The sequence below is a fragment of the Mesorhizobium sp. WSM3868 genome, from assembly GCF_002294785.1.
Classification (GTDB): Bacteria; Pseudomonadota; Alphaproteobacteria; order Rhizobiales; family Rhizobiaceae; genus Mesorhizobium.
On sequence record NZ_NSGB01000002.1, the window covers coordinates 159,632 to 182,853 of the forward strand.

The following is a 23,222-nucleotide window of genomic DNA, read 5'->3' on the forward strand; positions in this document are numbered from 1 at the left end:
TATCGCCGCATGTCGGACCAATCTCGGTTGGAGGAAAGAAAGATGACCTTCGACTGGCCAACCGCGCTTCCGCTGATCTTTGCCGGCCTGATGGGCCTCGCCATCCTGATCTACGTCATTCTCGACGGTTTCGACCTCGGCATCGGCATCCTGTTCGCAGGCGCCGAAGATGCCGAGCAGGACACGATGATCGCGGCGATCGGCCCGTTCTGGGACGCCAACGAGACCTGGCTGGTGCTGGCGGTCGGGCTCTTGCTGGTCGCCTTTCCGATGGCGCACGGCACCATCCTCACCGCGCTCTATATCCCGGTGTTCCTGCTGCTGGTCGGCTTGATCCTGCGCGGCGTTGCCTTCGATTTCCGCGCCAAGGTGCCGGCCGGCAAGAAGCACCGCTGGAACCGGATCTTCTTTTTGGGCTCCACCATGGCCTCGCTGGCGCAGGGCTATATGCTCGGCGTCTATGTGCTCGGCCTCGATGTCGGCATTGGCGGCATGGCCTTCGGCGCGCTGGTCGCGCTCTGCCTGTCGGCGGCCTACGCGGCGATGGGCTCGGCCTGGCTGATCTACAAGACCGAGGGCGACCTGCAAGGAAAGGCGGTGCGCTGGCTGCGCGTCACGCTGGTGTTGACTGCGCTCGGCATGGTCGCGGTCTCTTTGGCCACGCCCTTCGCCAGCCCGCGCATCTTCGACAGATGGTTCCTCTGGCCGGAGATCCTCTATCTCTCGCCGCTGCCGATCGTATCGGCGCTCTTGTTCCTGTGGCTGTGGCGGCAGACGTTTCATCTGCCCAAGTCCGACGACCGGCATGCGCTGCGGCCGTTCCTGACTCTGGCCGCCATCTTCGCGCTCGGCTTCGCCGGGCTTGCCTGGTCGTTCTATCCCTATGTCGTGCCCGACAAGCTGACGATCTGGCAGGCCGCCTCGGCGCCGGAGAGCCTGGCCTTCATCCTGGTCGGCACCGTCGTCGTGCTGCCGATCATTATTTTCTATTCGTTCTACGCCTACCGCGTGTTCGGCGGCAAGGCGACAGATCTGACCTACGATTGAGCGCATAATCTCCCTCCTCGAGGGGGAGATGGCCGGCAGGCAGAGGGGTTGGTCCGACTGGGCTCAGCCTGCTTTGCTGCAGACAGTCGGCGCTCCACGCGCGGCGACCCCCTCTGTCGCCTTCGGCGACATCTCCCCCTCGAGGGGGGAGATCTGCGCGGCTCAGCTTTTGCTACTTGCCAGCACCAGCACCGGCTTCTCGCTGTAGAGCGCGGGAAACAGCGCTTTCAAATTCTCGATCTTCGGCAGGTCGTTGTAGACGATATAGGGGTAGTTCGGGTTCAGCGTCAGGAAATCCTGATGGTAATCCTCGGCCGGATAGAAGGTCTTGCCGGTTTCCAGCGTCGTCACGATCGGCTTCGAAAATACCTTGGCCTTGTCGAGCTGGGCGATGTAGCTCTCGGCGATCTTCTTCTGCTCGTCATTCTCGGCGAAGATCGTCGAGCGGTACTGGGTGCCCTGGTCCGGCCCCTGGTAATTGAGCTGCGTCGGATTGTGCGCGACCGAGAAATAGACCTGCAGCAGCTGGCCATAGGTGACCTTCGACGGATCGTAAGTGATCTCGACCGATTCCGCGTGTCCGGTGCGGCCGGTGCCGACGACCTCGTAGACGGCGTGCTCGGCGCTGCCGCCGGCGTAGCCGGAGACGGCCTTGCTGACGCCCTTGACGTGTTGGAACACGCCCTGCACGCCCCAGAAGCAGCCGCCGGCGAAGATCGCTTTCTCCGTGCCGCCGGCGGCCTTTTCATCCATAGCCGGCGGCGGGATCACCACCGCGTCCTCGGCCGAACGCGCCGGCGTCTGCCAGAAGACGGCCGCGGCCGCCGTCAGCACCAGCGCTGCAAGCGGGGCCAGCGAGCGCCGCGCCGCCTTTTTGTCGATGCCGTTCATGTCGGATCTCCTTGTTCGTTGTTCCACTATATACGAAGCAAGCCGCCGCTGGTTTCTCACTTTGCCGTGCGGGCGGCTTCTGGCCGATGGCGATTGTTGCCAAGAGACCGGGCCGCTGACTTATTGCGCCGGCGCCATCGCGTCGGCAGGCTTCATCGCATCCGTCACGGGCTTCATCGCATCCGCGGGCTTCATGGCATCCGTGGCGGGTTTCATCGCCTGGGTCGCCATCGCATCGGGCTTCATTTTATCCGCGGGCTTCATCGCGCCGGTCGGCATCATAGCATCGGTCGCCGGCTTCATGGCTTCGGTCGCCATCGCATTGGCGGGCTTCATCGCGTCGGTCGTGTCGTCGGCGCGGGCGCCGGCAACGAACGCGGCAGCGGCAAGCGCGAAAGCCAGCGCCGGCAGCGTAAGGAATTTGGTCATGCTAGTTCTCCTTGGGTTGCGGCGCGCGGATGCGGGCCCTTGGTTAAGCGTTGCCGCTCTGATGCGGCCCGCGCGAAAAGAAAAATCAGTTTGCCGCGGCGGCCAGGATCGGCCCGCCGGCCGGCGTCTGCACCAGCACTGCCGTGCTCAAGCCCTTGGGTGCCGCAGGCAGCGGCAGCGTCGTCGCCTCGCCGTTCCAGCGGCCGAGCCTCTGCAGCGAATGCACGACATTGGCATGCGGCAGCGTGCGTCCGGTGTTCTCGCCGCGCGCCACCGGCACCTCGACGACGCCGCGTGCGTAGCGCACCAGCCAGACATCGGCCGCCCTGCCGGGCGCTGTGCCGGCGCCGATGCTCACCTTGCCGTCGCCGAGCGAGAGCGCCGGACCCTTGGCGTACGGGGTTGTCGAGATCAGCCGCTCGATCTCGCCGGGCGCCGCACCGACGGCGTCGGCGCTGCCGTTCACCACCACCTGCGGCGTGAACGGCCCGTCATGGCCGAGCGGCGGCTCGTAGGCGACCTGGCGCTGGGTGAATTCCTGCCGGCCGAAACTGTCCTTCCAGCCGAGATAGTCCCAGTAGGTGACGTTGAAGGACAGCGCCAGCACGCCCGGCCGGTCCTTGACCTTGATCAGATTGGCATTGGCCGGCGGGCAGGACGAGCAGCCCTGGCTGGTGAACAGCTCGACCACGGTAAGCGGCTCAGCGGAAGCGGCATCGAGCGTGGCGGCAAGCGCAGCAAATGCCGCGCCGGCAAGCAGGCCGATCCTTGTCTTCAATCCGGTCATTGGAAGCAGTCTCCGTAGCGGGGCAATGCTCCCATTTCGCCGCCGCGGAGGACTTCGTTACAGCTTCACCGGTTTGTGATATCGGAGAGTGGCGAAGGCCGTGGCGACGTCCAATCTCCCCCCATTGTGGGGGAGATGTCCGGCAGGACAGAGGGGGGCGACGTAGAGCGCAAGCCCATCGATAGACCGCAGTACCGGGACAGCCGGCCGTTTCCGCCTAGTCCCCGCTAGCCGGCTAAGCCGGCGGACAGCGCCCCCCTCTGGCCTGCCGGCCATCTCCCCCACAAGGGGGGAGATCGGCAGTTCCTACTGCGTCAGCACGGTCTCGGACGGCCGCTGGTCGAAGGCGCATTTGCCGGTCACATTGTAGAAGAAGTCGGCATTGGAAACCGGCGCCGGCACCGGGTTGCCGCCGTCTTCCCAGGCCTGGTAGCCGGTCTGGCCGCAGGGCACCGAGGTGAAGATGTCGACCTTCTGGCCGGTCGCGACCTCGGGCATATCGGTGGCGCTGGTGCCGATATAGAGTCGGTTCGAGGTGTTGGGATCGTTCGACTTCAGCACCTTCGGGTTGCCCGAGGGAACATCCATTTGCAGATAGAGCTGGTCCATCTGGCTGACATCGATCACCGCGCCGGCGCCATTGGCCGGATAGAAGGTATCGGCGCAGGTCGTGACGTACTTGTTGCTGCCGCTGGTCTGGGTGATCGCCCCGCTCGGCAGATTGTTGAAATTGTCGACCGTCGAGGTCGTGCAGACCTGTTTCTGCACCACGGTCGTGGTCGACCCGTTGATGGTGCTCACCGTGGTTGTGCCGTAGCCCTTCGGGTCGCCATAGCCGTTGTAGTTATAGCTGATCGTCATCAGCGGCTTGGCCTTGGTCTGGCCGAACTGGGTGCCGTAGAGCGTCATCGTCTTGTTCCAGTAGCCCGACACCTTCGTCACCTTGAAGGTGGACTGCACCAGCGCCGGCATCTTGCGCACCGAGGAGCCGACGCCGACATCGACCGAATTGATCCTGGCGATCTGCATGAAACTGGTCGGCATCGGATAGGCCGCCGTGGCGCTGAACGTCGCCGTGCCGTCGGCGGCGACGTTGACGGCGGTGAGCGTCGCGTCGCCCAGCCCGCTATTGGCGACATAGGCCTGCTGCAGCGCCGTCTGGCGATCGGCCTTCGAGGTCGTGGCCGGCAGCGTGGTGATCGACAGGATCGCGGCGTCGAGCGCCTGCTGCATGTTGCTCCTGGTCGTCACCGCCGAGGTGTAGTCGACGGAAAAGCCGACCGCGAGCAGCAGCGGGATCGCCAACAGCGCCATCATCGGCAGCATCGAGCCGCCTTGCGATCGAACGAAATCTCTTGCCGACGAGAACATGCCCCAACCCCATACACACCGGCAATGCAACCTGCCTGCCACCAGAGGTGGAGATATGCCTAAAATGAGTGCATGAAAGTTTAAGTGGATTTGAATTTTTGCGCGGAGGCGCCCTAACCTTCAAACGCTTGCGCTGCCCCTCACCTGCCTGCCGGCATCCTCTCCCCGTATGGTAACGGGGAGAGGGGCGCCCCCATCGACGATTTCGCCAATTTGGAACGCTGCAAGAAAGGTACCGAGGCGGCGGCCAGCCCCTTCTCCCCGTCACTTACGGGGAGAAGTGCCCGGCAGGGCGATGAGGGGCAGCGCCGGCCTCCGATCATTGGCCGTGTTCAGACATTGGCGAGCGTCTTTGCCTGCTCTGCTCCGATCTCCCCGGGCCCACCGCTTGCCCCTTAAACCCGCCCCTGCTAAAGCGCGCCGCATGACGACGCCCCTCGACCACATCCGCAATTTCTCCATCGTCGCCCATATCGACCATGGCAAATCCACGCTTGCCGACCGGCTGATCCAGCTCACCGGCGCGCTGGAGGAGCGCGACATGAAGGAGCAGGTGCTGGACTCGATGGACATCGAGCGCGAGCGCGGCATCACCATCAAGGCCCAGACCGTTCGGCTGAACTACCGCGCCAAAAACGGCGAGGATTATGTGCTGAACCTCATCGACACCCCCGGCCATGTCGACTTCGCCTATGAGGTGTCGCGTTCGCTCGCCGCCTGCGAGGGCTCGCTGCTGGTGGTCGACGCCTCGCAAGGGGTCGAGGCGCAGACCTTGGCCAATGTCTATCAGGCGATCGACAACAACCACGAGATCGTCGTGGTGCTGAACAAGGTCGACCTGCCGGCGGCCGAGCCCGAGCGCATCCGCGAGCAGGTCGAGGAGGTGATCGGCCTCGACGCTTCCAACGCCGTGCTGATCTCGGCCAAGACCGGGCTGGGCGTGCCGGACGTGCTGGAGGCGATCGTCCACCAGCTGCCGCCGCCGCGCGAGGGCGACATCGCAGCACCCTTGAAGGCCATGCTGGTCGACAGCTGGTACGACGCCTATCTCGGCGTCATCGTGCTGGTCCGCGTCATCGACGGCGTGATGAAGAAGGGCCAGACCATCCGCATGATGGGCACCGGCGCAAAATATCTCGTTGAGCGCACCGGCGTCTTCAAGCCGGCCCGCGTCAATGTCGACGAGCTCGGCCCCGGCGAGTTCGGCTTCTTCACCGGCTCGATCAAGGAAGTGGCCGACACCCGCGTCGGCGACACCATCACCGAGGATCGCCGCCCGACGCAAAAGGCATTGCCCGGCTTCAAGCCGGCGCAGCCGGTGGTGTTCTGCGGCCTGTTCCCGGTCGACGCCGCCGATTTCGAGGACCTGCGCGCCGCCGTCGGCAAGCTGCGCCTCAACGACGCGTCCTTCTCCTATGAAATGGAGACGTCGGCCGCGCTCGGCTTCGGCTTCCGCTGCGGCTTCCTGGGGCTGCTGCATCTGGAGATCATCCAGGAGCGGCTGGAGCGCGAGTTCAACCTCGACCTCATCGCCACTGCGCCGTCCGTCGTCTACCGCATGAACCTCGTCGACGGCACGACCAAGGAACTGCACAATCCGGCCGACATGCCCGACGTGGTCAAGATCGCCTCGATCGAGGAGCCGTGGATCCGCGCCACGATTCTTACGCCCGACGATTATCTCGGCGGCATCCTGAAGCTCTGCCAGGATAGGCGCGGCATCCAGGCCGATCTCTCCTATGTCGGCAAGCGCGCCATGCTCACCTACGATTTGCCGCTCAACGAAGTCGTGTTCGATTTCTACGACCGGCTGAAGTCGATCTCCAAGGGCTACGCCTCCTTCGACTATCACCTGACCAACTATCGCGAGGGCGACCTGGTGAAGATGTCGATCCTGGTCAATGACGAGCCGGTCGACGCTTTGTCCATGCTGGTGCACCGGTCGGCGGCGGAAAAGCGCGGCCGCGCCATGTGCGAGAAGCTGAAGGAGCTGATCCCGCAGCACCTGTTCAAGATCCCGATCCAGGCCGCAATAGGCGGCCGCATCATCGCCCGCGAGACCGTCTCGGCGCTCAGGAAGGACGTCACCGCCAAATGCTACGGCGGCGACGTGACCCGCAAGCGCAAGCTGCTCGACAAGCAGAAAGAGGGCAAGAAGCGGATGCGGCAGTTTGGTAAGGTCGATATTCCCCAGGAGGCGTTCATCCAGGCGCTTAAGATGGGGGATTGAGAAGCCGGTTGGCGCGCGGAGCGCGCCAAGCCATCGATCCAGTGAATCGATGGCAGGCTTCGAAACCGGGGGAGCTGCCGGCAGCGGGTCCCCCGCCAGCGCGGCGCTGAAGCTGCGCGGTCGGGATTACTCTCCGGGTGGTGGTCCCGGACGATCTTCTGGCGCCGGCGGAGCTTCGCGCAAAGCCGCAGCCATTTCTTGAAAGACCCCGTCTATACCCGCGAAGATGAGCCGCCCTAGTTCTGCGACATCCGAGGCGTCGCCGAGACGAATAAGACGCATAGTCCGCAGGCACAAGACAGCAATATCGTCAGGCCTATTGTCCGTCGCCCAATAAGCCGGTTGGACTGAAGACAGGACGGCCCGAACCAATCGCGGCTCTAGCCGTGGTGTCGCAGTGTTCCAAACATGGATTGCGACGGACTGGCCCCCGACCTGGAGGCCGAAATTTGGTGTGAAGGTAACCGAAAACGTCCCTGCCGGGCTCCGCACTGTCACTGCGGGGAACTCCAGAACTGTACCTGGATTTTGATCTCTCCAGACCGCCAGCTGCTGCAGGCCAAGTTGGGCCGACCGCCTCTCAGATCCTTGTGAAATCGTTGAACTGGCCGCCAGCAAGACGTCAAGTGTCTCTCCAGTCATCAGGCGCTGGCAAAATCGGCGGAGGCTAGCGTGAAAATCATAGCCGCCTTCTCTTGGCGTAAATCTTCGACGCAACTCCGTTCGCTGCGGCCGATCGTTCATATGAATGATTCTTAGTAGAGCGGAAATTCCAAAAGATGTAGTGCCGAGCACCAGTAAATCAAACGACGCCGCCGCTTCTGTTTCGCCATCACCGCATATGCGGCGCCCCGAGACTGATCGGCCCAGCCCTTCACCACCACCCCACCTCGGTGTATCCTCTTCCCGGCTTGGGGAGACATCGCATGCGCTCCACCACGGACACCGCCGCCGCGATCGGCCTCGCCATCGGCGCCGCGTTGGGCATGGCAGGTGCCTTCGTTGCCAGCGACGCGCTGCGCGAGACGCTGTGGACCATCGATGGCGTGGGGGTCGTCGTCGCGGCGGCGCTGCTGACGATGAAATACCAGCGGCTGGGCAATGATCTCGTCGCGGCCGGCTTCCTCACCTACCTCGCCGGCGAAAGCCTGCTTCTGGCCGGCAATGCGGCGGGCCTTGAGGCGAGCGTGCCGTCCTATGTCGGCGGCATTTGCCTCTGGGCGGCGGGGCTGGTCATGGTCAGCGCGCCAAAAACCTTCGCGCTGTGGATACGGCTTACCGCTTTCGTCGCGGCCGTGCTCTTCGTCGTCTCGGCCCTGATGATCCTCTGGGGCGCGCCGCTTTTGCCCACATCGGCGCCGTTGCCCGCCGCCGGCTATCCGTTCCTGGTCCTCACCTTCGTCGGCTGGATCTGGACGCTGCTGAAATCGCAGCGTTGAGCGGGCGAAAAATGGCCGCGCCGCTCGAAATCCGCAACAGCGCCTCGGGCAAGATCCTGCCGGCGGTGGGACCGTTCCTGATCGGCGGCATCTTTGGCTTCGGCGCGCTGCAGGGCCTCGCCTCGGGGACGTCCAGCGGCCATGTGCTGTGGATCGCGCTGCTCGGCGTCGCCTTCCTGGCGCTCGGCGTCTTCATTTCGCGCGGCGCCTTCGACAATTCGGTCAAGGTCACGCTTGATCAGCGCGGTTTTCGCGATGCTCGCGCCGGCGACGTGCTGGTGCCGTGGAACAAGGTGCGGAGCGTGCGCCTCGCCTCCGGCGGCAAGGGCGCGGCGATGCTCAATTTCGAACTCACCGAGGAGCCGCCCGACGCGATCAAATACGCCGCCGCCAATGCCTTCGGCCTGATGCCCTTCGGCAAGACCACCGTGCACATGGAGATCTCCTCGCTCGACATCCACGACCAGGACTTGATCGAGGCGGTGAAGACATTCGCGCCGCACGTGGTGGTGAGGCGCTGATCTCCCCCCTCGAGGGGGAGATGTCGCCAAAGGCGACAGAGGGGGTCGCCGCGTGGAGCGCCGACGCCGTGCGGCACGAGATGAGGTCGGCGTTCTACGCGCAAGGACCCCCTCTGACCGCTTCGCGGCCATCTCCCCCTCGAGGGGGGAGATTACCGGTGCTTCCCGTGCTCTACTCCCCCTCGGGAACCCTCACCATGATTCGCGCTCTGCTCGCCGCCCTTCTCTTCACCGCGCCGGCCTTCGCCGCCGACATGTCGGTCTTTGTCCGCAACCAGCGCTCCGACGGCGTCGCGCTGGAACTGTTCAGCCGCGACAGCGAAAAGGTCTGGCCGGGCGGCGACAAGGTTTTTCTGATCCGGCCGCAGGCGCGCAAATCCGTGCCGATCTCCTGCGAGCCCGGCGAGCACATCTGCTGGGGCGCCTGGGTGGCCGGTAACGATTCCGTCACCGCCGGCGTCGGCCCCGACAACGACCAGCCCTGCGACACCTGCTGCTTCATCTGCGTCGAGCATTCGACCGAGACGGTGGATCTGGCGGAGTGAAGCTGCCAATCTCCCCCCTCGAGGGGGAGATGTCGCCAAAGGCGACAGAGGGGGTCGGTCCGACCGGACTCGGCCTCCGGCTGCAGAACCAGGCCGGCGCTCCATGCGAGATGACCCCCTCTAGCCTGCCGGCCATCTCCCCCTCAAGGGGGGAGATCAGCTGTCACACCGGCCCTCGCCTATTGCCAACATTGCAGGAATGGCGCGGCGCGGAAGTTGCCAATCTCCCTCCCTGAGGGGGAGATGTCCGGCAGGACAGAGGGGGGTGGCTTGGCGCTGGCGTCTCAGCAAATTCTTCGAAGCCGCACCATCTCTGCTCTTGGCCCATCGCTCCCGCCTTTATCCGCCGGCCCGTATCGGCTAAGGGGCAGGCACCAAAACCTCTTGCCCGGACTTGCCACCGCCAAATGACCGCCAAGCCAAAACCGCTCTTCCTCGGCATCGACACCGGCGGCACCTATACCGACGCCGTGCTGTGGTCGGAGGAGGGCGGGCCCCTGGACAACCCAGATAAGGGCAAGGTGCTGGCCAAGGCCAAGGCGCTGACCACGCGCCACGATCTCGCCGTCGGCATTTCCGGCGCGGTCGACGCGGTGCTGGAGAAATCCGGTACCGACCCGGCCGCGATCAAGCTGGTGTCGATGTCGACCACGCTTGCCACAAACGCGCTGGTCGAGGGCCAGGGCGGGCGCGTGGCGCTGGTGATGATCGGCTTTGCCGAGGCCGACCTTGCCCGCGACGGGCTGAAGACGGCTCTGGGCAGCGATCCGGTGGTGTTCTGCCCCGGCGGCCACGACGTGCACGGCAATGCCGCGAAGCTCGATCTTTCCGGCCTCGAGGCGGCGTTGCCGGAGCTTGGGCGTTCGGTGTCGGGCTTCGCCGTCTGCGCCTATTTCGCCACCCGCAATCCGGCGCATGAGCTCGCCGCGCGCGACCTGATCCGCGAAAAAACCGGCCTGCCGGTCACCGCCAGCCACGAGCTTTCGGCCAAGCTTGGCGGTCCGCGCCGCGCGCTCACCACGCTGCTCAACGCCCGGCTGATCTCGATGATCGACCGGCTGGTCGCGGCGACCGAAGGCTTTCTTGGCCGGCGCGGCATCGCCGCACCTTTGATGGTGGTGCGCGGCGACGGCGCGCTGGTTTCGGCGGCCTTCGCCCGCCAGCGGCCGATCGAGACCATCCTCTCCGGCCCGGCCGCCAGCCTGGTCGGCGCCCGCCACATGACCGGGCTGGACGACGCCATGGTCTCGGACATCGGCGGCACCACCACCGACGTCGCCGTGCTGGATAGCGGCCGGCCGCGGCTCGATCCGGAAGGCGCCACCGTCGGCGGCTTCCGCACCATGGTCGAAGCCGTCGCCATGCGCACCTTCGGCCTTGGCGGCGACTCCGAAGTGGCGCTGGAGGACGGCGCGCTCGACCCCAAGATCCTGCTCGGGCCGCGCCGCCTGGTGCCGCTGGCGCTGGCCGGCCTGGCGCATGGCGAAGCCGTCACCGCCGAGCTGGAGCGGCAGCTGCGCGCGCCGAATCCCGGCCGCATGGACGGGCGTTTTGCCGTGCGCACCGGCGTGCCGGATCGCCTCGCCGCCGGCCTCACCGCGCCGGAAGCGAAACTCTACGAGGCGATCGGCGCCACCCCGCTGGCACTCGACCGGCTGCTCAGCTCCAACGCCCAGAACGCTACGCTCAACCGGCTGGTGGCGCGCGGCCTGGTGCACATTTGCGGCTTCACGCCGTCCGACGCCGCCCATGTGCTCGGCAAGCAGTCGAACTGGGATCCCGCCGCCGCCCGTCTCGGCGCCGAGCTGTTTTCCCGCCGCCGCGACGGCCGCGGCCAGCCGATCGCCGCGACGCCGGAAGCGCTCGCCCAGCGCGTGCTCGTCACGCTGACGCGCTGGTCGGCCGAATATATTCTCGAAACCGCCTTCGCCGAGGACGGGCTGGACGGCGCCGCGACCGTCGCGCACGCGCTGGTGCAGCGCGCCGTCGATGCGCATCTCGGCATCGCCCGCTTCAGCGTCGCGCTCGACCGGCCGGTGATCGGCCTCGGCGCCTCGGCGCCGCTGCATTACGCCGGCCTGCCGCCGCTGATCGGCAATGGCTGCATTGTGCCGGAGGACACCGATGTCGCCAACGCGCTCGGCGCGGTCGTCGGCCAGGTCCGCGTCTCGGCCGAAGCTCGCGTCAGCCAGCCCAGGGAAGGGCTTTTCCGGCTTGCCTCGGGGCAGACGGTGCGCGACTTCACCGAGGAGGAGAAGGCGATCGCCGCGGCGGAAGCCGACGTGCGGGCGATCGTCGCCGAACGCGCGAAAAATGCCGGCACCGACAGCGCCGAAATCGATGTTTCCACCGAGTTCAAGGTCTCGACGGTCGAGAACCAGCGCATGTTCATCGAGGCGCATGTGGTGGCGGTGGCCTCAGGGCGCCCAAGGATTGCGGTTTAGAAGCAATCTCCCCCCTTGAGGGGGAGATGTCGCCGAAGGAGACAGAGGGGGTCGGCCCGACTGGGCCCGGCCTGCTGCAACGAATAGAGCTCGCGCTCCACGCGAGGCGACCCCCTCTGGCCTGCCGGCCATCTCCCCCTCAAGGGGGGAGATTCGCTTGCCGCCAAAATCCGCACCTTCACCCTAAGCCGAATTGACCCTTGAACCCCAAACATGTCAAAGCCCCGGCAAAGCCTTACCCATCTGGAGACGTGCTGATGACCGACCGCATCGAGATCGCCGGGTTGCAGATTGCCCGGGAGCTCCATGACTTCGTTGCCGAGGAGGCAGCAGTCGGCACCGGCATCGATCCGGAACAGTTCTGGACCGGCTTTTCAGAGATCGTCCACGACCTCGCGCCGAAGAACCGCGCGCTGCTCGCCAAGCGCGACGCCATGCAGGAGAGGCTGGACGACTGGTACCGCGCCAACGGCGCGCCGGTCGACATGGAGCTGTACAAAACTTTCCTCGAAGAGATCGGCTATCTGGTGCCGGAAGGTCCGGCCTTCAGCGTCTCGACCGAAAATGTCGATCCGGAGATCGCGGTCGTCGCCGGGCCGCAGCTGGTCGTGCCGGTGATGAACGCGCGCTATGCGCTCAATGCCGCCAATGCGCGCTGGGGCTCGCTTTATGACGCGCTCTACGGCACCGACGCCATTCCCGAGACCGCAGGCGCCGAAAAGGGCAAAACGTTCAATCCCATGCGCGGCGCCAAGGTGATCGCCTGGGTCAGGGACTTCCTCGACCAGTCCGTGCCGCTCACCACCGGCAAATGGGCCGGCATCAACGGGCTGTCGGTGGCGAACGGCGCGCTGAAGGTCGGCGAAGGCGCCGGCGCCACCACGCTTGCCGACCTAAAGCAGTTCGTCGGCTATCGCGGCGACGCCGCCACGCCGGAAGCCGTGCTTTTGGTAAAGAACGGCCTGCATATCGAGATCGTCGTCGACCATGCCAGTCAGATCGGCAAGACCGATGCGGCCGGCATTGCCGACGTCGTCCTCGAGGCCGCCTTGACCACCATTCAGGATTGCGAGGATTCGGTCGCCGCCGTCGATGCCGAGGACAAGGTCGTCGTCTATCGCAACTGGCTCGGCCTGATGAAGGGCGACCTGGCGGAAGAGATCACCAAGGCCGGCAAGAGCTTTGTCCGCAAGCTCAATCCGGACCGCCGCTACACGGCGCCGAATGGCGGCCAGCTGCTGCTGCCCGGACGCTCGCTGATGCTGGTCAGGAATGTCGGCCACCTGATGACCAATCCGGCGATCCTCGACCGCGACGGCAACGAGGTGCCGGAAGGCATGATGGACGCGGCGCTCACCGCGCTGATCGCGCTGCACGATGTCGGCGACAACGGCCGCCGCGCCAACTCCCGTGCCGGCTCGATGTATGTGGTGAAGCCCAAGATGCACGGGCCGGAGGAAGTCGGCTTCGCCGTGGAAATCTTCGATCGCGTCGAGGTCCTGCTCGGCATGGCCAAGAACACCATCAAGATGGGCATCATGGACGAGGAGCGGCGGACCACCGTCAACCTCAAGGAAGCGATCCGCGCCGCCAGAGAGCGCGTCGTCTTCATCAACACCGGCTTCCTCGACCGCACCGGCGACGAGATCCACACCTCGATGGAAGCCGGCCCGATGATCCGCAAGGGCGACATGAAGCAGGCGGCCTGGATTTCCGCCTATGAGGCGTGGAACGTCGATACGGGCCTGGAATGCGGGCTCGCCGGCCACGCCCAGATCGGCAAGGGCATGTGGGCGATGCCGGATTTGATGGCGGCGATGCTGGAACAGAAGATCGCGCACCCCAAGGCCGGCGCCAACACCGCCTGGGTGCCCTCGCCGACCGCGGCGACGCTGCACGCCACGCACTATCATAAAGTGGATGTGCACGCCGTGCAGGCGGCGCTGAGGAGCCGGCCGAAGGCCAGGCTCGACGACATCCTGTCGGTGCCCGTGGCGGTGCGGCCGAACTGGACGCCGGACGAGATCCAGCGCGAGCTCGACAACAACGCGCAAGGCATTCTGGGCTATGTCGTGCGCTGGATCGATCAGGGCGTCGGTTGCTCGAAAGTGCCCGATATCAACGATGTCGGCCTGATGGAGGACCGCGCCACGCTGCGCATTTCCTCGCAGCACATCGCCAACTGGCTGCGCCACAAGGTGTGCTCGGAGATCCAGGTCCGGGATTCGCTGCAGCGCATGGCAGCGATCGTCGATCGCCAGAATGTCGGCGACCCGTTCTACCGGCCGATGGCGCCGGATTTCGACAAGTCGATCGCCTTCCAGGCCGCCTGCAACCTGGTATTCAAGGGGACCGTTCAGCCCAACGGCTACACCGAGCCGGTGCTGCATGCGCGCAGGCTGGAGCTGAAGGCGAAGGACCGGGCGGGGTAGCGCCGGAAATCCGCGCCAGGGACCTTACGCCGCCTGCGCCATGCGCTCCGCGCTCATGCGGTAGGAGATCGCCTCGGCGAGATGGATGCGGCCGACGGTTTCGCTGGCGTCGAGATCGGCGAGCGTCCGCGCGACCTTCAGCACGCGGTGATAGGCTCGCGCCGAGAAGGCGAGCTTTTCGCTGGCGTCCTTGAGCAGCGTCAGCCCGGCGGCGTCGGGCCTGGCGATCGCCTCGATGACCGAAGGCGGGCAGTGCGCGTTGGTGGTGGCCGCCGCACCCAGCCTTTCCAGCCGCTCGCGCTGCATGGCCCGGGCGCGCGCCACGCGCTGCGCCACCGCGGCGCTGGTCTCGGCCTTGTCCGGCCGGATCAGGTCGCTTGCCGAGACTGCCGGCACTTCGATCCTGAGATCGATGCGGTCGAGCAGCGGGCCGGAAATGCGCGCCTGGTATTCGGTGCGGCAGCGCTCGCCGCGCAGGCAGCGATAGCCGGGCTCGCCCGACATGCCGCAGCGGCACGGGTTCATCGCCGCCACCAGCTGGATGCGCGCCGGATAGGTGACGCGGTGGTTGGCGCGCGCGATCACGCAGTCGCCGGTCTCCAGCGGCTGGCGCAGCGCGTCCAACGTCTGCGGCGTGAATTCCGGGAACTCGTCGAGGAACAGCACGCCGTGATGCGCAAGCGACACTTCGCCCGGCCGCATGCGCAAGCCGCCGCCCACCATCGCCGCCATCGACGCCGAATGATGTGGCGCCCGGAACGGCCGTCGGTCTGTCAGCTTGCCTTCGCCGAGCTCGCCCGCCACCGACGCGATCATCGAGACTTCGAGCAGCTCCTTCGGCGCCAGCGGCGGCAAGATCGAGGGCAGCCTTTGCGCCAGCATCGACTTGCCCGAGCCCGGCGGTCCGACCATCAGGAGATTGTGGCCGCCCGCCGCCGCCACTTCCAGCGCCCGCTTGGCGCTTTCCTGGCCCTTGATGTCGGCAAGGTCCGGCAGATCGCGCGCGGCGACCTGGATGCCGGCCTCGGGACGCGACAGCACCTGGGTGCCGCGAAAATGGTTGGCGATGGCGATCAGGCTGCGCGGCGCCAGGATATCGAAATCCTTGCCGGCCCAGGCTGCCTCCGGCCCGCAGGCGAACGGACAGATCAGGCCTTTGCCTTCGGCGTTGGCGCCGATCGCCGCCGGCAGCGCGCCGGCGACAGCGGCAATGGTGCCGTCGAGCGACAATTCGCCGAGCACGACATAGCCGGCCAGCATATCGCCAGGAATGGCGCCGAGCGCGGCCATCAATCCGAGCGCGATCGGCAGGTCGTAGTGGCTGCCTTCCTTGGGCAGGTCCGCCGGCGCGAGATTCACCGTCACCTTCTTCGACGGCATCGACAGGCCGGAGGCATGAAGCGCGGCCTGCACGCGTTCCCGGCTCTCTGCCACCGCCTTGTCCGGCAAACCGACGATCTGCATCCCGACCTTGCCCGGCGCGATCATCACCTGGACATCGACCGGCACGGCCTCGATGCCCTGGAAAGCCACCGTGCGAACCCGCGCTACCATCTTGTCTCAAGCCCCCGGATACCGGCTCGCTCGCAGGTCCTGCGATCAGGCGGCGAGCGAGTTTGGTTTAGACAACCACAGATTTGCGGCTTAAGCAAGAACATTACCGGAACATACGGTCCCGCTCAGGGGCACCTGAGGGGCGCTACTTCCGCTTTCCTTCCACGCAGTCCCAGAACAGGGCAGCAATGTCCGCGCCGCCGAAGCGCCGCACCTCGCGCACGCCGGTCGGCGAGGTGACGTTGATCTCGGTCATGTAGTCGCCGATCACATCGATGCCGACGAGGATGAAGCCGCGTTCCCTGAGCGCCGGCCCGATGCGGGCGCAAATCTCGCGTTCGCGCTCCGTCAGCTCGGTCTTCTCGGCGCGGCCGCCGACATGCATGTTGGAGCGCGAATCGTGCTCGGCCGGCACGCGGTTGATGGCGCCCACCGGCTCGCCGTCGATCAGGATGATGCGCTTGTCGCCCTTGCGCACGTCCTTGAGATAGCGCTGCACGATATAGGGCTCGCGAAACAGTTGGCCGAACATTTCGAGCAGCGAGGCAAGGTTGCGGTCGGCCTCGTGCAGATGGAAGATGCCCGCCCCGCCATTGCCGTAGAGCGGCTTGACGATGATATCGCCGAACTCCCTGCGGAAGGCGGCCACCTCCTGGGGGTCCTTGGTGATCAGCGTTTCCGGCATCAGGTCCGGGAATTCGGTGACGAAGATCTTTTCCGGGCTGTTGCGCACCCAGGCCGGGTCGTTGACCACCAGCGTCGTCGGATGGATGCGTTCCAAAATGTGGGTGGTGGTGATGTAGTTCATGTCGAAGGGCGGGTCCTGCCTGAGCAGCACCACGTCCATCTCCGACAGATCGGTGCGCACCGGCTCGCCCAGCGAATAATGACTGCCCTTCTCGTCGCGCACCTGCATCTCCTCGGCGCGCGCGAACACGTTCCCGTCCCGCATCGACAGCCGGTCGGGCGTGTAGTGGAAAAGCTTGTGGCCGCGCCGCTGCGCTTCCAGCGACAGCGCGAAGGTGGTGTCGCCGGCGATCGACACCGTCGACACATGGTCCATCTGGACGGCGATTTTCAACGGCATCTCGGGCCTCCGGCAATCTCTGCCGCCGATATAGGGAAATCGGCGGCATCTGCCAATCGGCCAGAGACTATCGGTCGAAGACCAGCCGGGAATAGCCGACGAAGGACAGCGCCATCGCGACCAGCGAGGCGACCGTCAGCGCCGCCAGCGGCGGCAGGGAGGGCAGCGCGAACAGAAGGGCACAATAGACGAGATAATTGACGATGCTGGTGGCGACGCCGACGCCCCCGTAACGCGCGCCTTCCTGCGCGATGCCTCGGCTCGACGGCGCAAAGGTCAGATGCCGGTTGATCTGCCAGGTGACGGTGAGCGCGAAGCCGATCGACAGCACGCGCGCCGCCAGCGGCCCTAGCGGCGTGACGGAAAGCAGCAGCCAGAGCGCGGCCGCATCGGCAAAGAAGCCGATGCCGCCGGCAAGCACGAAGCGGCCAAGCCGGACCATCAGGCGGCTCGCGAGGGCTTGCCCGCCTCCCTCTTCCGGGAGGCCTCGCCGTTGAAGCCCGCGCGTCGCTCGATGCGGCCGGCAGGGATGGAAAGATAGAAGATGCGCTTCTGTTCGGCCCGGCCGCGCGACACCGAATCGAGGATCAGCCCGGTGACCATCGCCAGCATGGACAAGAGGAGCAGGCCAACGGACAGCACCCAGGTCGGCATGCGCGGAACAAGTCCTGTCTCGGCGAACTCGATCAGCACCGGGATCATCAGCCCGATGCTGGCCGCCAGGAAGAACAGGGCAAACGTGCCGAAGAAACGCAGCGGCTGCGTCTCCTTCACCAGCATGGCGAACATCCACAGGATCCTGGCGCCGTCGCGGAAAGTCGACAGCTTCGACGATGAGCCTTCCGGGCGGCGGCCGTAGTCGAGCGCCATCTCGTTCACCGGCAGCTTGAGCTGCGAGGCATGGACCGACATCTCGGTCTCGATCTCGAAGCCGCCGGAAACCGCCGGGAAGCTCTTGACGAAGCGCCGCGAAAAGACCCGGTAGCCGGAAAAGATATCGGTGAAATCGGCGCCGAACAGGCCCTTGTAGAGCCGGTTGAAGATGCGGTTGCCGAAGGCGTGGCCGGAGCGGCCGGCGTCGTCGGTGACGCCCCGCCGGGTGCCCACCACCATGTCCGAGCGCTCGGTCAAGAGTGTGTTGATCAGCTCCGGCGCATCTTCCGGCGCGTAGGTGCCGTCGCCGTCCGCCATCACATAGATGTCGGCCTCGATGTCGGCGAACATGCGGCGCACGACATTGCCCTTGCCCTGGCGCGGTTCGCGCACGACGACCGCGCCGGCCGCGCGGGCCCTGAGCGCGGTCAGGTCCTTCGAATTGTTGTCGTAGACATAGATCGTCGCGGAGGGCAGCGTCTCGCGGAAGCGCCGCACGACCTCACCGATCGTCAGCTCCTCATTGTAGCAGGGCAGGAGCACGGCGATCGCCGGCTCGTTGCGGACCTCGTGCGGCATGCCTGTCTCCGGTGCCCGGGCCCAGCCGACCAGCCGCGCCAATGCCGGCCCCAATGCCGGCGCCTCCGGGCCGCTTTACTATTTATTGAAGCTGTTAATGCCCGGTTTAAGCCTCCACCGCCAAAGACCCTGGACCGCTAGGGGTGGCGCCAAGACCCTTTTCCGCATCTTCAGAAAATCGATTTTCCGATACCTTTCCTAAACGCTTTGCTGCCAGTCTGGTCACAAATTCCCCCGTCAGAACAGGAACATGATGCAAACGACGTTTGGCACCGGGCAGCCAGGCAGGGAAAACGCGGATCTGGCCTTCACCGATCCGCTGACCGGACTTGGCAACCATCGTCGCTTTTACGACAAGGTCGATCGCCTGATCAGCGACCGCGCCGACGATCCCGCGCCCTTCACCGTCGGCATTCTCGATCTCGATGGCTTCAAACCGATCAACGATCTGTTCGGCCACAAGGCCGGCGACGACATCCTGATCCAGGTGGCTATGCGCTTGCGTGCCTCGATGGATGGCTATTCCACCGTCTGTCGCATCGGCGCCGACGAGTTCGCCTTCCTCTACCCGATGGTGTTCAGCGAGGAGCAGGCCGCCGAAAAATCGCGCATGCTGATCGAGATCCTGTCGGCGCCCTATGATGTCGGCGAGCGCACCGCCAGATTGTCGGCTTCGGTCGGCTGCTCGCTGTTTTATTCCGGCGACGAGACGACAGAGATCCTGATCAACAAGGCCGAGACCGCGCTCTACCACGCCAAGCGCTCGGGCCGCGGCCGCGTCGTCGTCTACACACGCGAGATGGAGGAGGCCGCCAAGCGCGTCACCCGCATCGAGCAGGCGCTGCGCCGCGCCGTCTCGGCCGGCGAGGTCGAGCCGCATTTCCAGCCGATCGTCGACCTCACCAGTCGCCGCACCATCGGCTTCGAGACGCTGGCTCGCTGGACCGATCGCGATCTCGGCATGGTGCCGCCGAGCGTGTTCATTCCCATCGCCGAGGAGCGCGGCATCATCGGCCCGCTGTCGCAGCTGGTGCTGCGCAAGGCGACCGAGGCGGCGCGCAACTGGCCGAAGGACCTGTTCCTGTCCTTCAACCTGTCGCCGTCGCAGCTTGTCGACCAGAACACCGGCCTGCATATCCTGGCGATCCTCGACCGCACCGGCTTCGATCCGCGCCGGCTGGAGATCGAGATCACCGAAACCGGCCTGATGACCGACCCGGCTTCGGCCGAGAAGATCGTCGAGGATCTGCGCCGCGTCGGCATCCGCGTCTCGCTCGACGATTTCGGCACCGGCCAGTCGTCGCTCGGGCGCCTGCGCGAATTCCATTTCGACAAGCTGAAGATCGATCGCGCCTTCGTTTCCTCGATCCTCGAAGACCGCCCCTCGGAACACATCATCCGTGCCATTCTCGCCATGTGCGAAGGACTCGGCATGGACGTTGTGGCCGAAGGCATAGAGGAGGAAGCGCAGGCCGACCGCCTCGTCCAGTTCGGCTGCGCGGGTGGCCAGGGGTATCTGTTCGGCAAGCCCGTCGATGCCGACGCCACGCTTGGCTATCTGCGCGATTCCTATCGCGGCGCGCTGCGCGCCAAGGCGATCTGATCGACCAACCTGCGATCCAAGCCGACCCGTCTGCGCCTCACGGAAGCGCGGTTGCTATTTTGTCAGACATATTGCCGCCGAAATCGCCTTTTCACCCTTGCTCCCGGGGCCGGCATGGCTAGGATGCGCGCCGGCCAAAGGGAGACAGAAATCATGATGCCATCGGCTCGTTTCGCCGACCTCGACGGCGCCTCGGTGTTGATCACCGGCGGCGGTTCCGGCATCGGCGCGGCGCTGACCGAGGGCTTCATGCGGCAAGGCGCCAAGGTCGCCTTCATCGACATCGCCGACAAGCCCAGCACGGCGCTGGCCGACCGTCTGGAAAGGGAGCTTGGCCGGCGTCCGCTCTATCTCAAGACTGATCTGCGCGACGTCGAGGCGCTGCGCGCCGCGGTAGCGAAGGCGGCAAAAGCGCATGGCGATGTCATTGCGCTGGTCAACAATGCCGCGCTCGACGATCGCCATGAGGTGAAGGATGTCACCATCGAGTTCTGGGACAACAACCTAGCCATCAACCTGCGGCCGCATTTCTTCACCGCCCAGGCGGTGGCGCCGGGCATGAAGCGCGCCGGCGGCGGCTCGATCATCAATTTCAGCTCCACGTCCTACCTCATCAACCATCCCGATCTGCCGGCTTACACCGCCGCCAAGGCCGGTATCCTCGGTCTCACCAAAGGCCTTGCCGGCAAGCTCGGCGCCGACGGCATCCGCGTCAACGCGGTCGCGCCCGGCTGGGTGATCACCGAACGCCAGCGCGAGCTTTGGGTCACCGAGGAGGCGCTTGCCGCCCATGTCGCCAAGCAATGCATCAAGGAGCCCATGCAGCCCGACGACATTGTCGGCACGGTGCTGTTCCTGGCGTCGGACGCCTCGCGCATGCTGACCGCGCAAATGCTGATCGTCGACGGAGGCGTGCTGTGAGCGGCGCGCCTGCGGTCGCCGCCCTCGACTGGGGCACGACCAGGCTCAGGGCCTGGCTGCTTGACGGCGCGGGTCAGTTGCTCGCCGAGCGGCGCGGCGACGACGGCCTGATCACGGCGCGCGAAAAAGGTTTTGCGACGGTGCTGGAGGGCCATCTCGCCGCCATGGGCGCGCCGGAGTCCCTGCCCGTCATCATCTGCGGCATGGCGGGTTCCCGCCAGGGCTGGATCGAGGCGCCATACGTCACCGTGCCTGCGCCGATCGGCGCCATCTTGGCAGGCGCCGCCCGCATCGAAGGCGAGCGCCGCGACATTCGTATCGTGCCCGGCCTCGCCCAGCGCCTCGCCGACGCCCCGGATGTCATGCGCGGCGAGGAGACGCAGCTTGCCGGCGCGAATTTGCCGGCAAAGGGCCGCCACCTCGTCTGCATGCCGGGCACCCATTCCAAATGGGTCGTGGTCGAGGACGGCGCGGTCGCCGGCTTCGGCACCTGGCCGACCGGCGAGTTGTTTTCGGTATTGGCCGCGCATTCGATCCTGAAACATTCGCTTGGCGAGCATCCGGCACCGGTCACGGCGGATGGTCCGTTCTTCCGTCAGTGGTGCGAGCGCGCGCTGGGCGAAGGCGGCGATGTCACGTCAAAGCTGTTTGCGATCCGCGCCGCCGGGCTGCTGCAAGATTTGAAATCCGACGAGGCGGCGGCGTGCCTGTCCGGGCTGTTGATCGGCGGCGAGATCGCTTCGGCGAAGCGGCGCTACGGCATCAGTGAAGCGCCCGTCGTGCTGATCGCTTCCGGCGCGCTGGCTTCGCTCTATGGCGCCGCTCTTGGCTTCGCCGGTCTTGCTTTTCGGATCGTCGATGCGGATGAAGCGGTGCGCGCCGGCCTTGTCGAAGCCGCGCGCGAGAACCGCATGATCGGAGGCGACGCGTGACGCAGACAGCACCCTTTCCGAAATTGAAACGCGGGCTGGTCGCCATCCTGCGTGGCCTCAAGCCGACCGAGGCGATCTCAATAGGCCAGGCGGTCTTCGACGCTGGCATCGAGGCGATCGAGGTGCCGCTCAATTCGCCGGAACCGTTTTCGTCGATCACCAGGATCGCGGAAGTCCTCCCCGAAACCGCACTGGTCGGCGCGGGCACGGTGCTGACGGCGGCCGATGTCGATGCATTGCACAAGGCCGGCGGCCGGCTGCTGGTCAGCCCCAACATCGATGCCGATGTCATGGGCCGCGCCATGCAGTATGGCATGGTGACGATGCCGGGCGTGTTCACGCCCACCGAGGCCTTCCAGGCGATCAGGCTCGGTGCTTCGGCGCTTAAATTCTTCCCGGCAAGCGTGCTCGGCGCCGGCGGCATTTCGGCGATCCGCGCCGTGCTGCCGGCAACGGCGCTGATCGGCGCCGTCGGCGGCGTTTCGGACAAGGATTTTGCCGGCTACAAAGCCGTCGGCGTCAGCGTCTTCGGCTTGGGGTCGAGCCTTTATAAGCCGGGCGCCAGCGTCGATGAAGTGGCTGAGCGCGCCCGCGCCGCGGTCGCGGCCTGGGACGAAGCCTTCGGAGGGATTTGATGGACAGCGTTTCGGTCTTCAGCGATCACATTTGCCAGTTGGGGGAGGGACCGAGCTACGATCCCGGCACCGAGACACTGTTCTGGTTCGACATCGTCAATGGCAAGCTTCTGGAAAAGCCGTTCGCCGGCGCGCTGAAAATCCATGATCTCGGCGTGATGGCCAGCGCCATAGCCGTCATCGACGATGCCCGCCAGCTGATCGCCACCGAGATCGGCCTGCAGGTCCGCGATGTGGCGACCGGCAAGTTGACGCTGCACACGCCGATCGAAGCTGACAATCCGCTGACCCGCTCCAACGATTCCCGCGTCCATCCCTGCGGCGCGTTGTGGACCGGCACGATGGGCAAGGACGAGGGCAAGGGCGCCGGCGCGATCTACTGGTTCTTCAAGGGCGAGCTTCGCCGACTGTTCTCCGACATTACCGTGTCCAACTCGATCTGCTTTTCCGACGACGGGACGATCGCCTATTACACCGACACCGCGACCGGGCTTCTGATGCGCGTCGCTTGCGATCCGGCGACCGGCCTGCCGACGGGTGAGCCGAACATCTTCGTCGATCATCGTTCGCAAAAAGGCTATGTCGACGGCTCGGTCGTCGACCGCGACGGGGTGCTGTGGAACGCCGTCTGGGGCGGCAAGGCGGTGAAGGCGTATTCGCCGGACGGCATGCTGCTGCGCGAAATCCCGATGCCGGTAACGCAGCCTTCCTGCCCCGCCTTTGTCGGGCCGAACGCCGACCGCCTTGCGGTGACATCGGCCTGGAAAGGCAAGGACGACAAGCAGCGCAAGCTCGATCCTCAGGCCGGCATGACCTTCCTGCTCGACATTCCGGTCCGGGGCCGCTTCGAGCCGCGCGTGCTGATCGCCTGAGCGGCTTGCGCATTATCGCTCGCTCAGGTC

General features: G+C 65.8%; 20 protein-coding genes. 12 read left to right on the forward strand and 8 right to left on the reverse strand.

Annotation, left to right across the window (positions count from 1 at the left end):
* Window positions 1-42 precede the first annotated feature (42 nt).
* The gene (locus CK221_RS04000) at window positions 43-1,047 is read left to right on the forward strand and encodes a cytochrome d ubiquinol oxidase subunit II (RefSeq protein ID WP_095777077.1); all 1,005 of its coding nucleotides are present in this window, start codon (window positions 43-45) and stop codon (window positions 1,045-1,047) included.
* A gap of 162 nt (window positions 1,048-1,209) precedes the next feature.
* Here the strand turns inward: CK221_RS04000 and msrA are convergent, their stop codons facing one another.
* From msrA to CK221_RS04020, 4 genes are all read right to left on the reverse strand, one after another.
* Window positions 1,210-1,938, reverse strand: a complete 729-nt coding sequence (msrA, locus tag CK221_RS04005) for a peptide-methionine (S)-S-oxide reductase MsrA (protein WP_095776801.1) — start codon at window positions 1,936-1,938, stop codon at window positions 1,210-1,212.
* Between the two features lie 120 nt (window positions 1,939-2,058).
* On the reverse strand, window positions 2,059-2,367 hold the full coding sequence (locus tag CK221_RS04010; protein WP_095776802.1) for a hypothetical protein: 309 nt from the start codon (window positions 2,365-2,367) through the stop codon (window positions 2,059-2,061).
* 85 nt (window positions 2,368-2,452) lie between these two features.
* A complete protein-coding gene (locus tag CK221_RS04015; protein WP_095776803.1) occupies window positions 2,453-3,154 on the reverse strand; it encodes a DUF1223 domain-containing protein in 702 nt (233 codons plus the stop codon).
* 306 nt (window positions 3,155-3,460) lie between these two features.
* The gene (locus CK221_RS04020) at window positions 3,461-4,525 is read right to left on the reverse strand and encodes a pilus assembly protein TadG-related protein (RefSeq protein WP_095776804.1); all 1,065 of its coding nucleotides are present in this window, start codon (window positions 4,523-4,525) and stop codon (window positions 3,461-3,463) included.
* Between the two features lie 424 nt (window positions 4,526-4,949).
* Between CK221_RS04020 and lepA the strand changes: the two genes are divergently transcribed.
* The 6 genes from lepA to CK221_RS04065 all read left to right on the forward strand — a co-directional run bounded on the left by lepA (window position 4,950) and on the right by CK221_RS04065 (window position 14,136).
* Window positions 4,950-6,755, forward strand: a complete 1,806-nt coding sequence (gene lepA / locus CK221_RS04025) for a translation elongation factor 4 (protein ID WP_095777078.1) — start codon at window positions 4,950-4,952, stop codon at window positions 6,753-6,755.
* Between the two features lie 926 nt (window positions 6,756-7,681).
* Complete coding sequence (locus tag CK221_RS30130) at window positions 7,682-8,194, forward strand: hypothetical protein (RefSeq protein WP_179295072.1); 513 nt, start codon at window positions 7,682-7,684, stop codon at window positions 8,192-8,194.
* Window positions 8,195-8,205: 11 nt separating this feature from the next.
* The gene (locus CK221_RS04040) at window positions 8,206-8,715 is read left to right on the forward strand and encodes a hypothetical protein (protein ID WP_095776806.1); all 510 of its coding nucleotides are present in this window, start codon (window positions 8,206-8,208) and stop codon (window positions 8,713-8,715) included.
* A 197-nt stretch (window positions 8,716-8,912) separates the two neighbouring features.
* Complete coding sequence (locus CK221_RS04045) at window positions 8,913-9,260, forward strand: hypothetical protein (RefSeq protein WP_095776807.1); 348 nt, start codon at window positions 8,913-8,915, stop codon at window positions 9,258-9,260.
* Between the two features lie 407 nt (window positions 9,261-9,667).
* On the forward strand, window positions 9,668-11,704 hold the full coding sequence (locus CK221_RS04060) for a hydantoinase/oxoprolinase family protein (protein ID WP_095776810.1): 2,037 nt from the start codon (window positions 9,668-9,670) through the stop codon (window positions 11,702-11,704).
* A 257-nt stretch (window positions 11,705-11,961) separates the two neighbouring features.
* The gene (locus tag CK221_RS04065; RefSeq protein WP_095776811.1) at window positions 11,962-14,136 is read left to right on the forward strand and encodes a malate synthase G; all 2,175 of its coding nucleotides are present in this window, start codon (window positions 11,962-11,964) and stop codon (window positions 14,134-14,136) included.
* Window positions 14,137-14,160: 24 nt separating this feature from the next.
* Here the strand turns inward: CK221_RS04065 and CK221_RS04070 are convergent, their stop codons facing one another.
* The 4 genes from CK221_RS04070 to CK221_RS04085 form a co-directional block, all read right to left on the reverse strand.
* Window positions 14,161-15,690 (reverse strand): YifB family Mg chelatase-like AAA ATPase, encoded by a 1,530-nt coding sequence (locus CK221_RS04070; protein ID WP_095776812.1) that lies wholly within the window; start codon window positions 15,688-15,690, stop codon window positions 14,161-14,163.
* Between the two features lie 145 nt (window positions 15,691-15,835).
* Complete coding sequence (gene gshB / locus CK221_RS04075; protein ID WP_095776813.1) at window positions 15,836-16,777, reverse strand: glutathione synthase; 942 nt, start codon at window positions 16,775-16,777, stop codon at window positions 15,836-15,838.
* Window positions 16,778-16,844: 67 nt separating this feature from the next.
* Window positions 16,845-17,219 carry a GtrA family protein gene (locus CK221_RS04080; protein WP_095776814.1) on the reverse strand — a complete coding sequence of 125 codons (375 nt, stop codon included), beginning with the start codon at window positions 17,217-17,219 and terminating at the stop codon, window positions 16,845-16,847.
* Window positions 17,219-18,229 (reverse strand): glycosyltransferase, encoded by a 1,011-nt coding sequence (locus CK221_RS04085; protein ID WP_245430571.1) that lies wholly within the window; start codon window positions 18,227-18,229, stop codon window positions 17,219-17,221. Before CK221_RS04085 ends, CK221_RS04080 begins: the two co-directional genes overlap by 1 nt.
* Before the next feature lie 253 nt (window positions 18,230-18,482).
* Between CK221_RS04085 and CK221_RS04090 the strand changes: the two genes are divergently transcribed.
* The 5 genes from CK221_RS04090 to CK221_RS04110 all read left to right on the forward strand — a co-directional run bounded on the left by CK221_RS04090 (window position 18,483) and on the right by CK221_RS04110 (window position 23,192).
* Window positions 18,483-19,832: an EAL domain-containing protein gene (locus tag CK221_RS04090; RefSeq protein ID WP_067324636.1), complete on the forward strand. Its 1,350-nt coding sequence runs from the start codon at window positions 18,483-18,485 to the stop codon at window positions 19,830-19,832.
* Window positions 19,833-19,985: 153 nt separating this feature from the next.
* Complete coding sequence (locus CK221_RS04095) at window positions 19,986-20,753, forward strand: SDR family oxidoreductase (RefSeq protein ID WP_095777080.1); 768 nt, start codon at window positions 19,986-19,988, stop codon at window positions 20,751-20,753.
* On the forward strand, window positions 20,750-21,685 hold the full coding sequence (locus tag CK221_RS04100) for a 2-dehydro-3-deoxygalactonokinase (RefSeq protein WP_095776815.1): 936 nt from the start codon (window positions 20,750-20,752) through the stop codon (window positions 21,683-21,685). Before CK221_RS04095 ends, CK221_RS04100 begins: the two co-directional genes overlap by 4 nt.
* Window positions 21,682-22,320 carry a 2-dehydro-3-deoxy-6-phosphogalactonate aldolase gene (locus CK221_RS04105; protein WP_095776816.1) on the forward strand — a complete coding sequence of 213 codons (639 nt, stop codon included), beginning with the start codon at window positions 21,682-21,684 and terminating at the stop codon, window positions 22,318-22,320. Before CK221_RS04100 ends, CK221_RS04105 begins: the two co-directional genes overlap by 4 nt.
* A complete protein-coding gene (locus CK221_RS04110; protein ID WP_179295073.1) occupies window positions 22,320-23,192 on the forward strand; it encodes an SMP-30/gluconolactonase/LRE family protein in 873 nt (290 codons plus the stop codon). Before CK221_RS04105 ends, CK221_RS04110 begins: the two co-directional genes overlap by 1 nt.
* The last annotated feature ends 30 nt before the right edge of the window (window positions 23,193-23,222 follow it).

Bases quoted from the DNA above. Each gene is read 5' to 3' on its own strand.
- CK221_RS04045 (WP_095776807.1), top strand. From the start codon at position 8,913: ATGATTCGCGCTCTGCTCGCCGCCCTTCTCTTCACCGCGCCGGCCTTC.
- CK221_RS04065 (WP_095776811.1), top strand. From the start codon at position 11,962: ATGACCGACCGCATCGAGATCGCCGGGTTGCAGATTGCCCGGGAGCTC.
- gshB (WP_095776813.1), bottom strand. From the start codon at position 16,777: ATGCCGTTGAAAATCGCCGTCCAGATGGACCATGTGTCGACGGTGTCG.
- CK221_RS04000 (WP_095777077.1), top strand. From the start codon at position 43: ATGACCTTCGACTGGCCAACCGCGCTTCCGCTGATCTTTGCCGGCCTG.
- CK221_RS04110 (WP_179295073.1), top strand. From the start codon at position 22,320: ATGGACAGCGTTTCGGTCTTCAGCGATCACATTTGCCAGTTGGGGGAG.
- CK221_RS04010 (WP_095776802.1), bottom strand. From the start codon at position 2,367: ATGACCAAATTCCTTACGCTGCCGGCGCTGGCTTTCGCGCTTGCCGCT.
- CK221_RS04040 (WP_095776806.1), top strand. From the start codon at position 8,206: ATGGCCGCGCCGCTCGAAATCCGCAACAGCGCCTCGGGCAAGATCCTG.
- CK221_RS04070 (WP_095776812.1), bottom strand. From the start codon at position 15,690: ATGGTAGCGCGGGTTCGCACGGTGGCTTTCCAGGGCATCGAGGCCGTG.
- CK221_RS04085 (WP_245430571.1), bottom strand. From the start codon at position 18,229: ATGCCGCACGAGGTCCGCAACGAGCCGGCGATCGCCGTGCTCCTGCCC.
- lepA (WP_095777078.1), top strand. From the start codon at position 4,950: ATGACGACGCCCCTCGACCACATCCGCAATTTCTCCATCGTCGCCCAT.
- CK221_RS04090 (WP_067324636.1), top strand. From the start codon at position 18,483: ATGCAAACGACGTTTGGCACCGGGCAGCCAGGCAGGGAAAACGCGGAT.
- msrA (WP_095776801.1), bottom strand. From the start codon at position 1,938: ATGAACGGCATCGACAAAAAGGCGGCGCGGCGCTCGCTGGCCCCGCTT.
- CK221_RS04015 (WP_095776803.1), bottom strand. From the start codon at position 3,154: ATGACCGGATTGAAGACAAGGATCGGCCTGCTTGCCGGCGCGGCATTT.
- CK221_RS04020 (WP_095776804.1), bottom strand. From the start codon at position 4,525: ATGTTCTCGTCGGCAAGAGATTTCGTTCGATCGCAAGGCGGCTCGATG.
- CK221_RS04080 (WP_095776814.1), bottom strand. From the start codon at position 17,219: ATGGTCCGGCTTGGCCGCTTCGTGCTTGCCGGCGGCATCGGCTTCTTT.
- CK221_RS30130 (WP_179295072.1), top strand. From the start codon at position 7,682: ATGCGCTCCACCACGGACACCGCCGCCGCGATCGGCCTCGCCATCGGC.
- CK221_RS04060 (WP_095776810.1), top strand. From the start codon at position 9,668: ATGACCGCCAAGCCAAAACCGCTCTTCCTCGGCATCGACACCGGCGGC.
- CK221_RS04095 (WP_095777080.1), top strand. From the start codon at position 19,986: ATGATGCCATCGGCTCGTTTCGCCGACCTCGACGGCGCCTCGGTGTTG.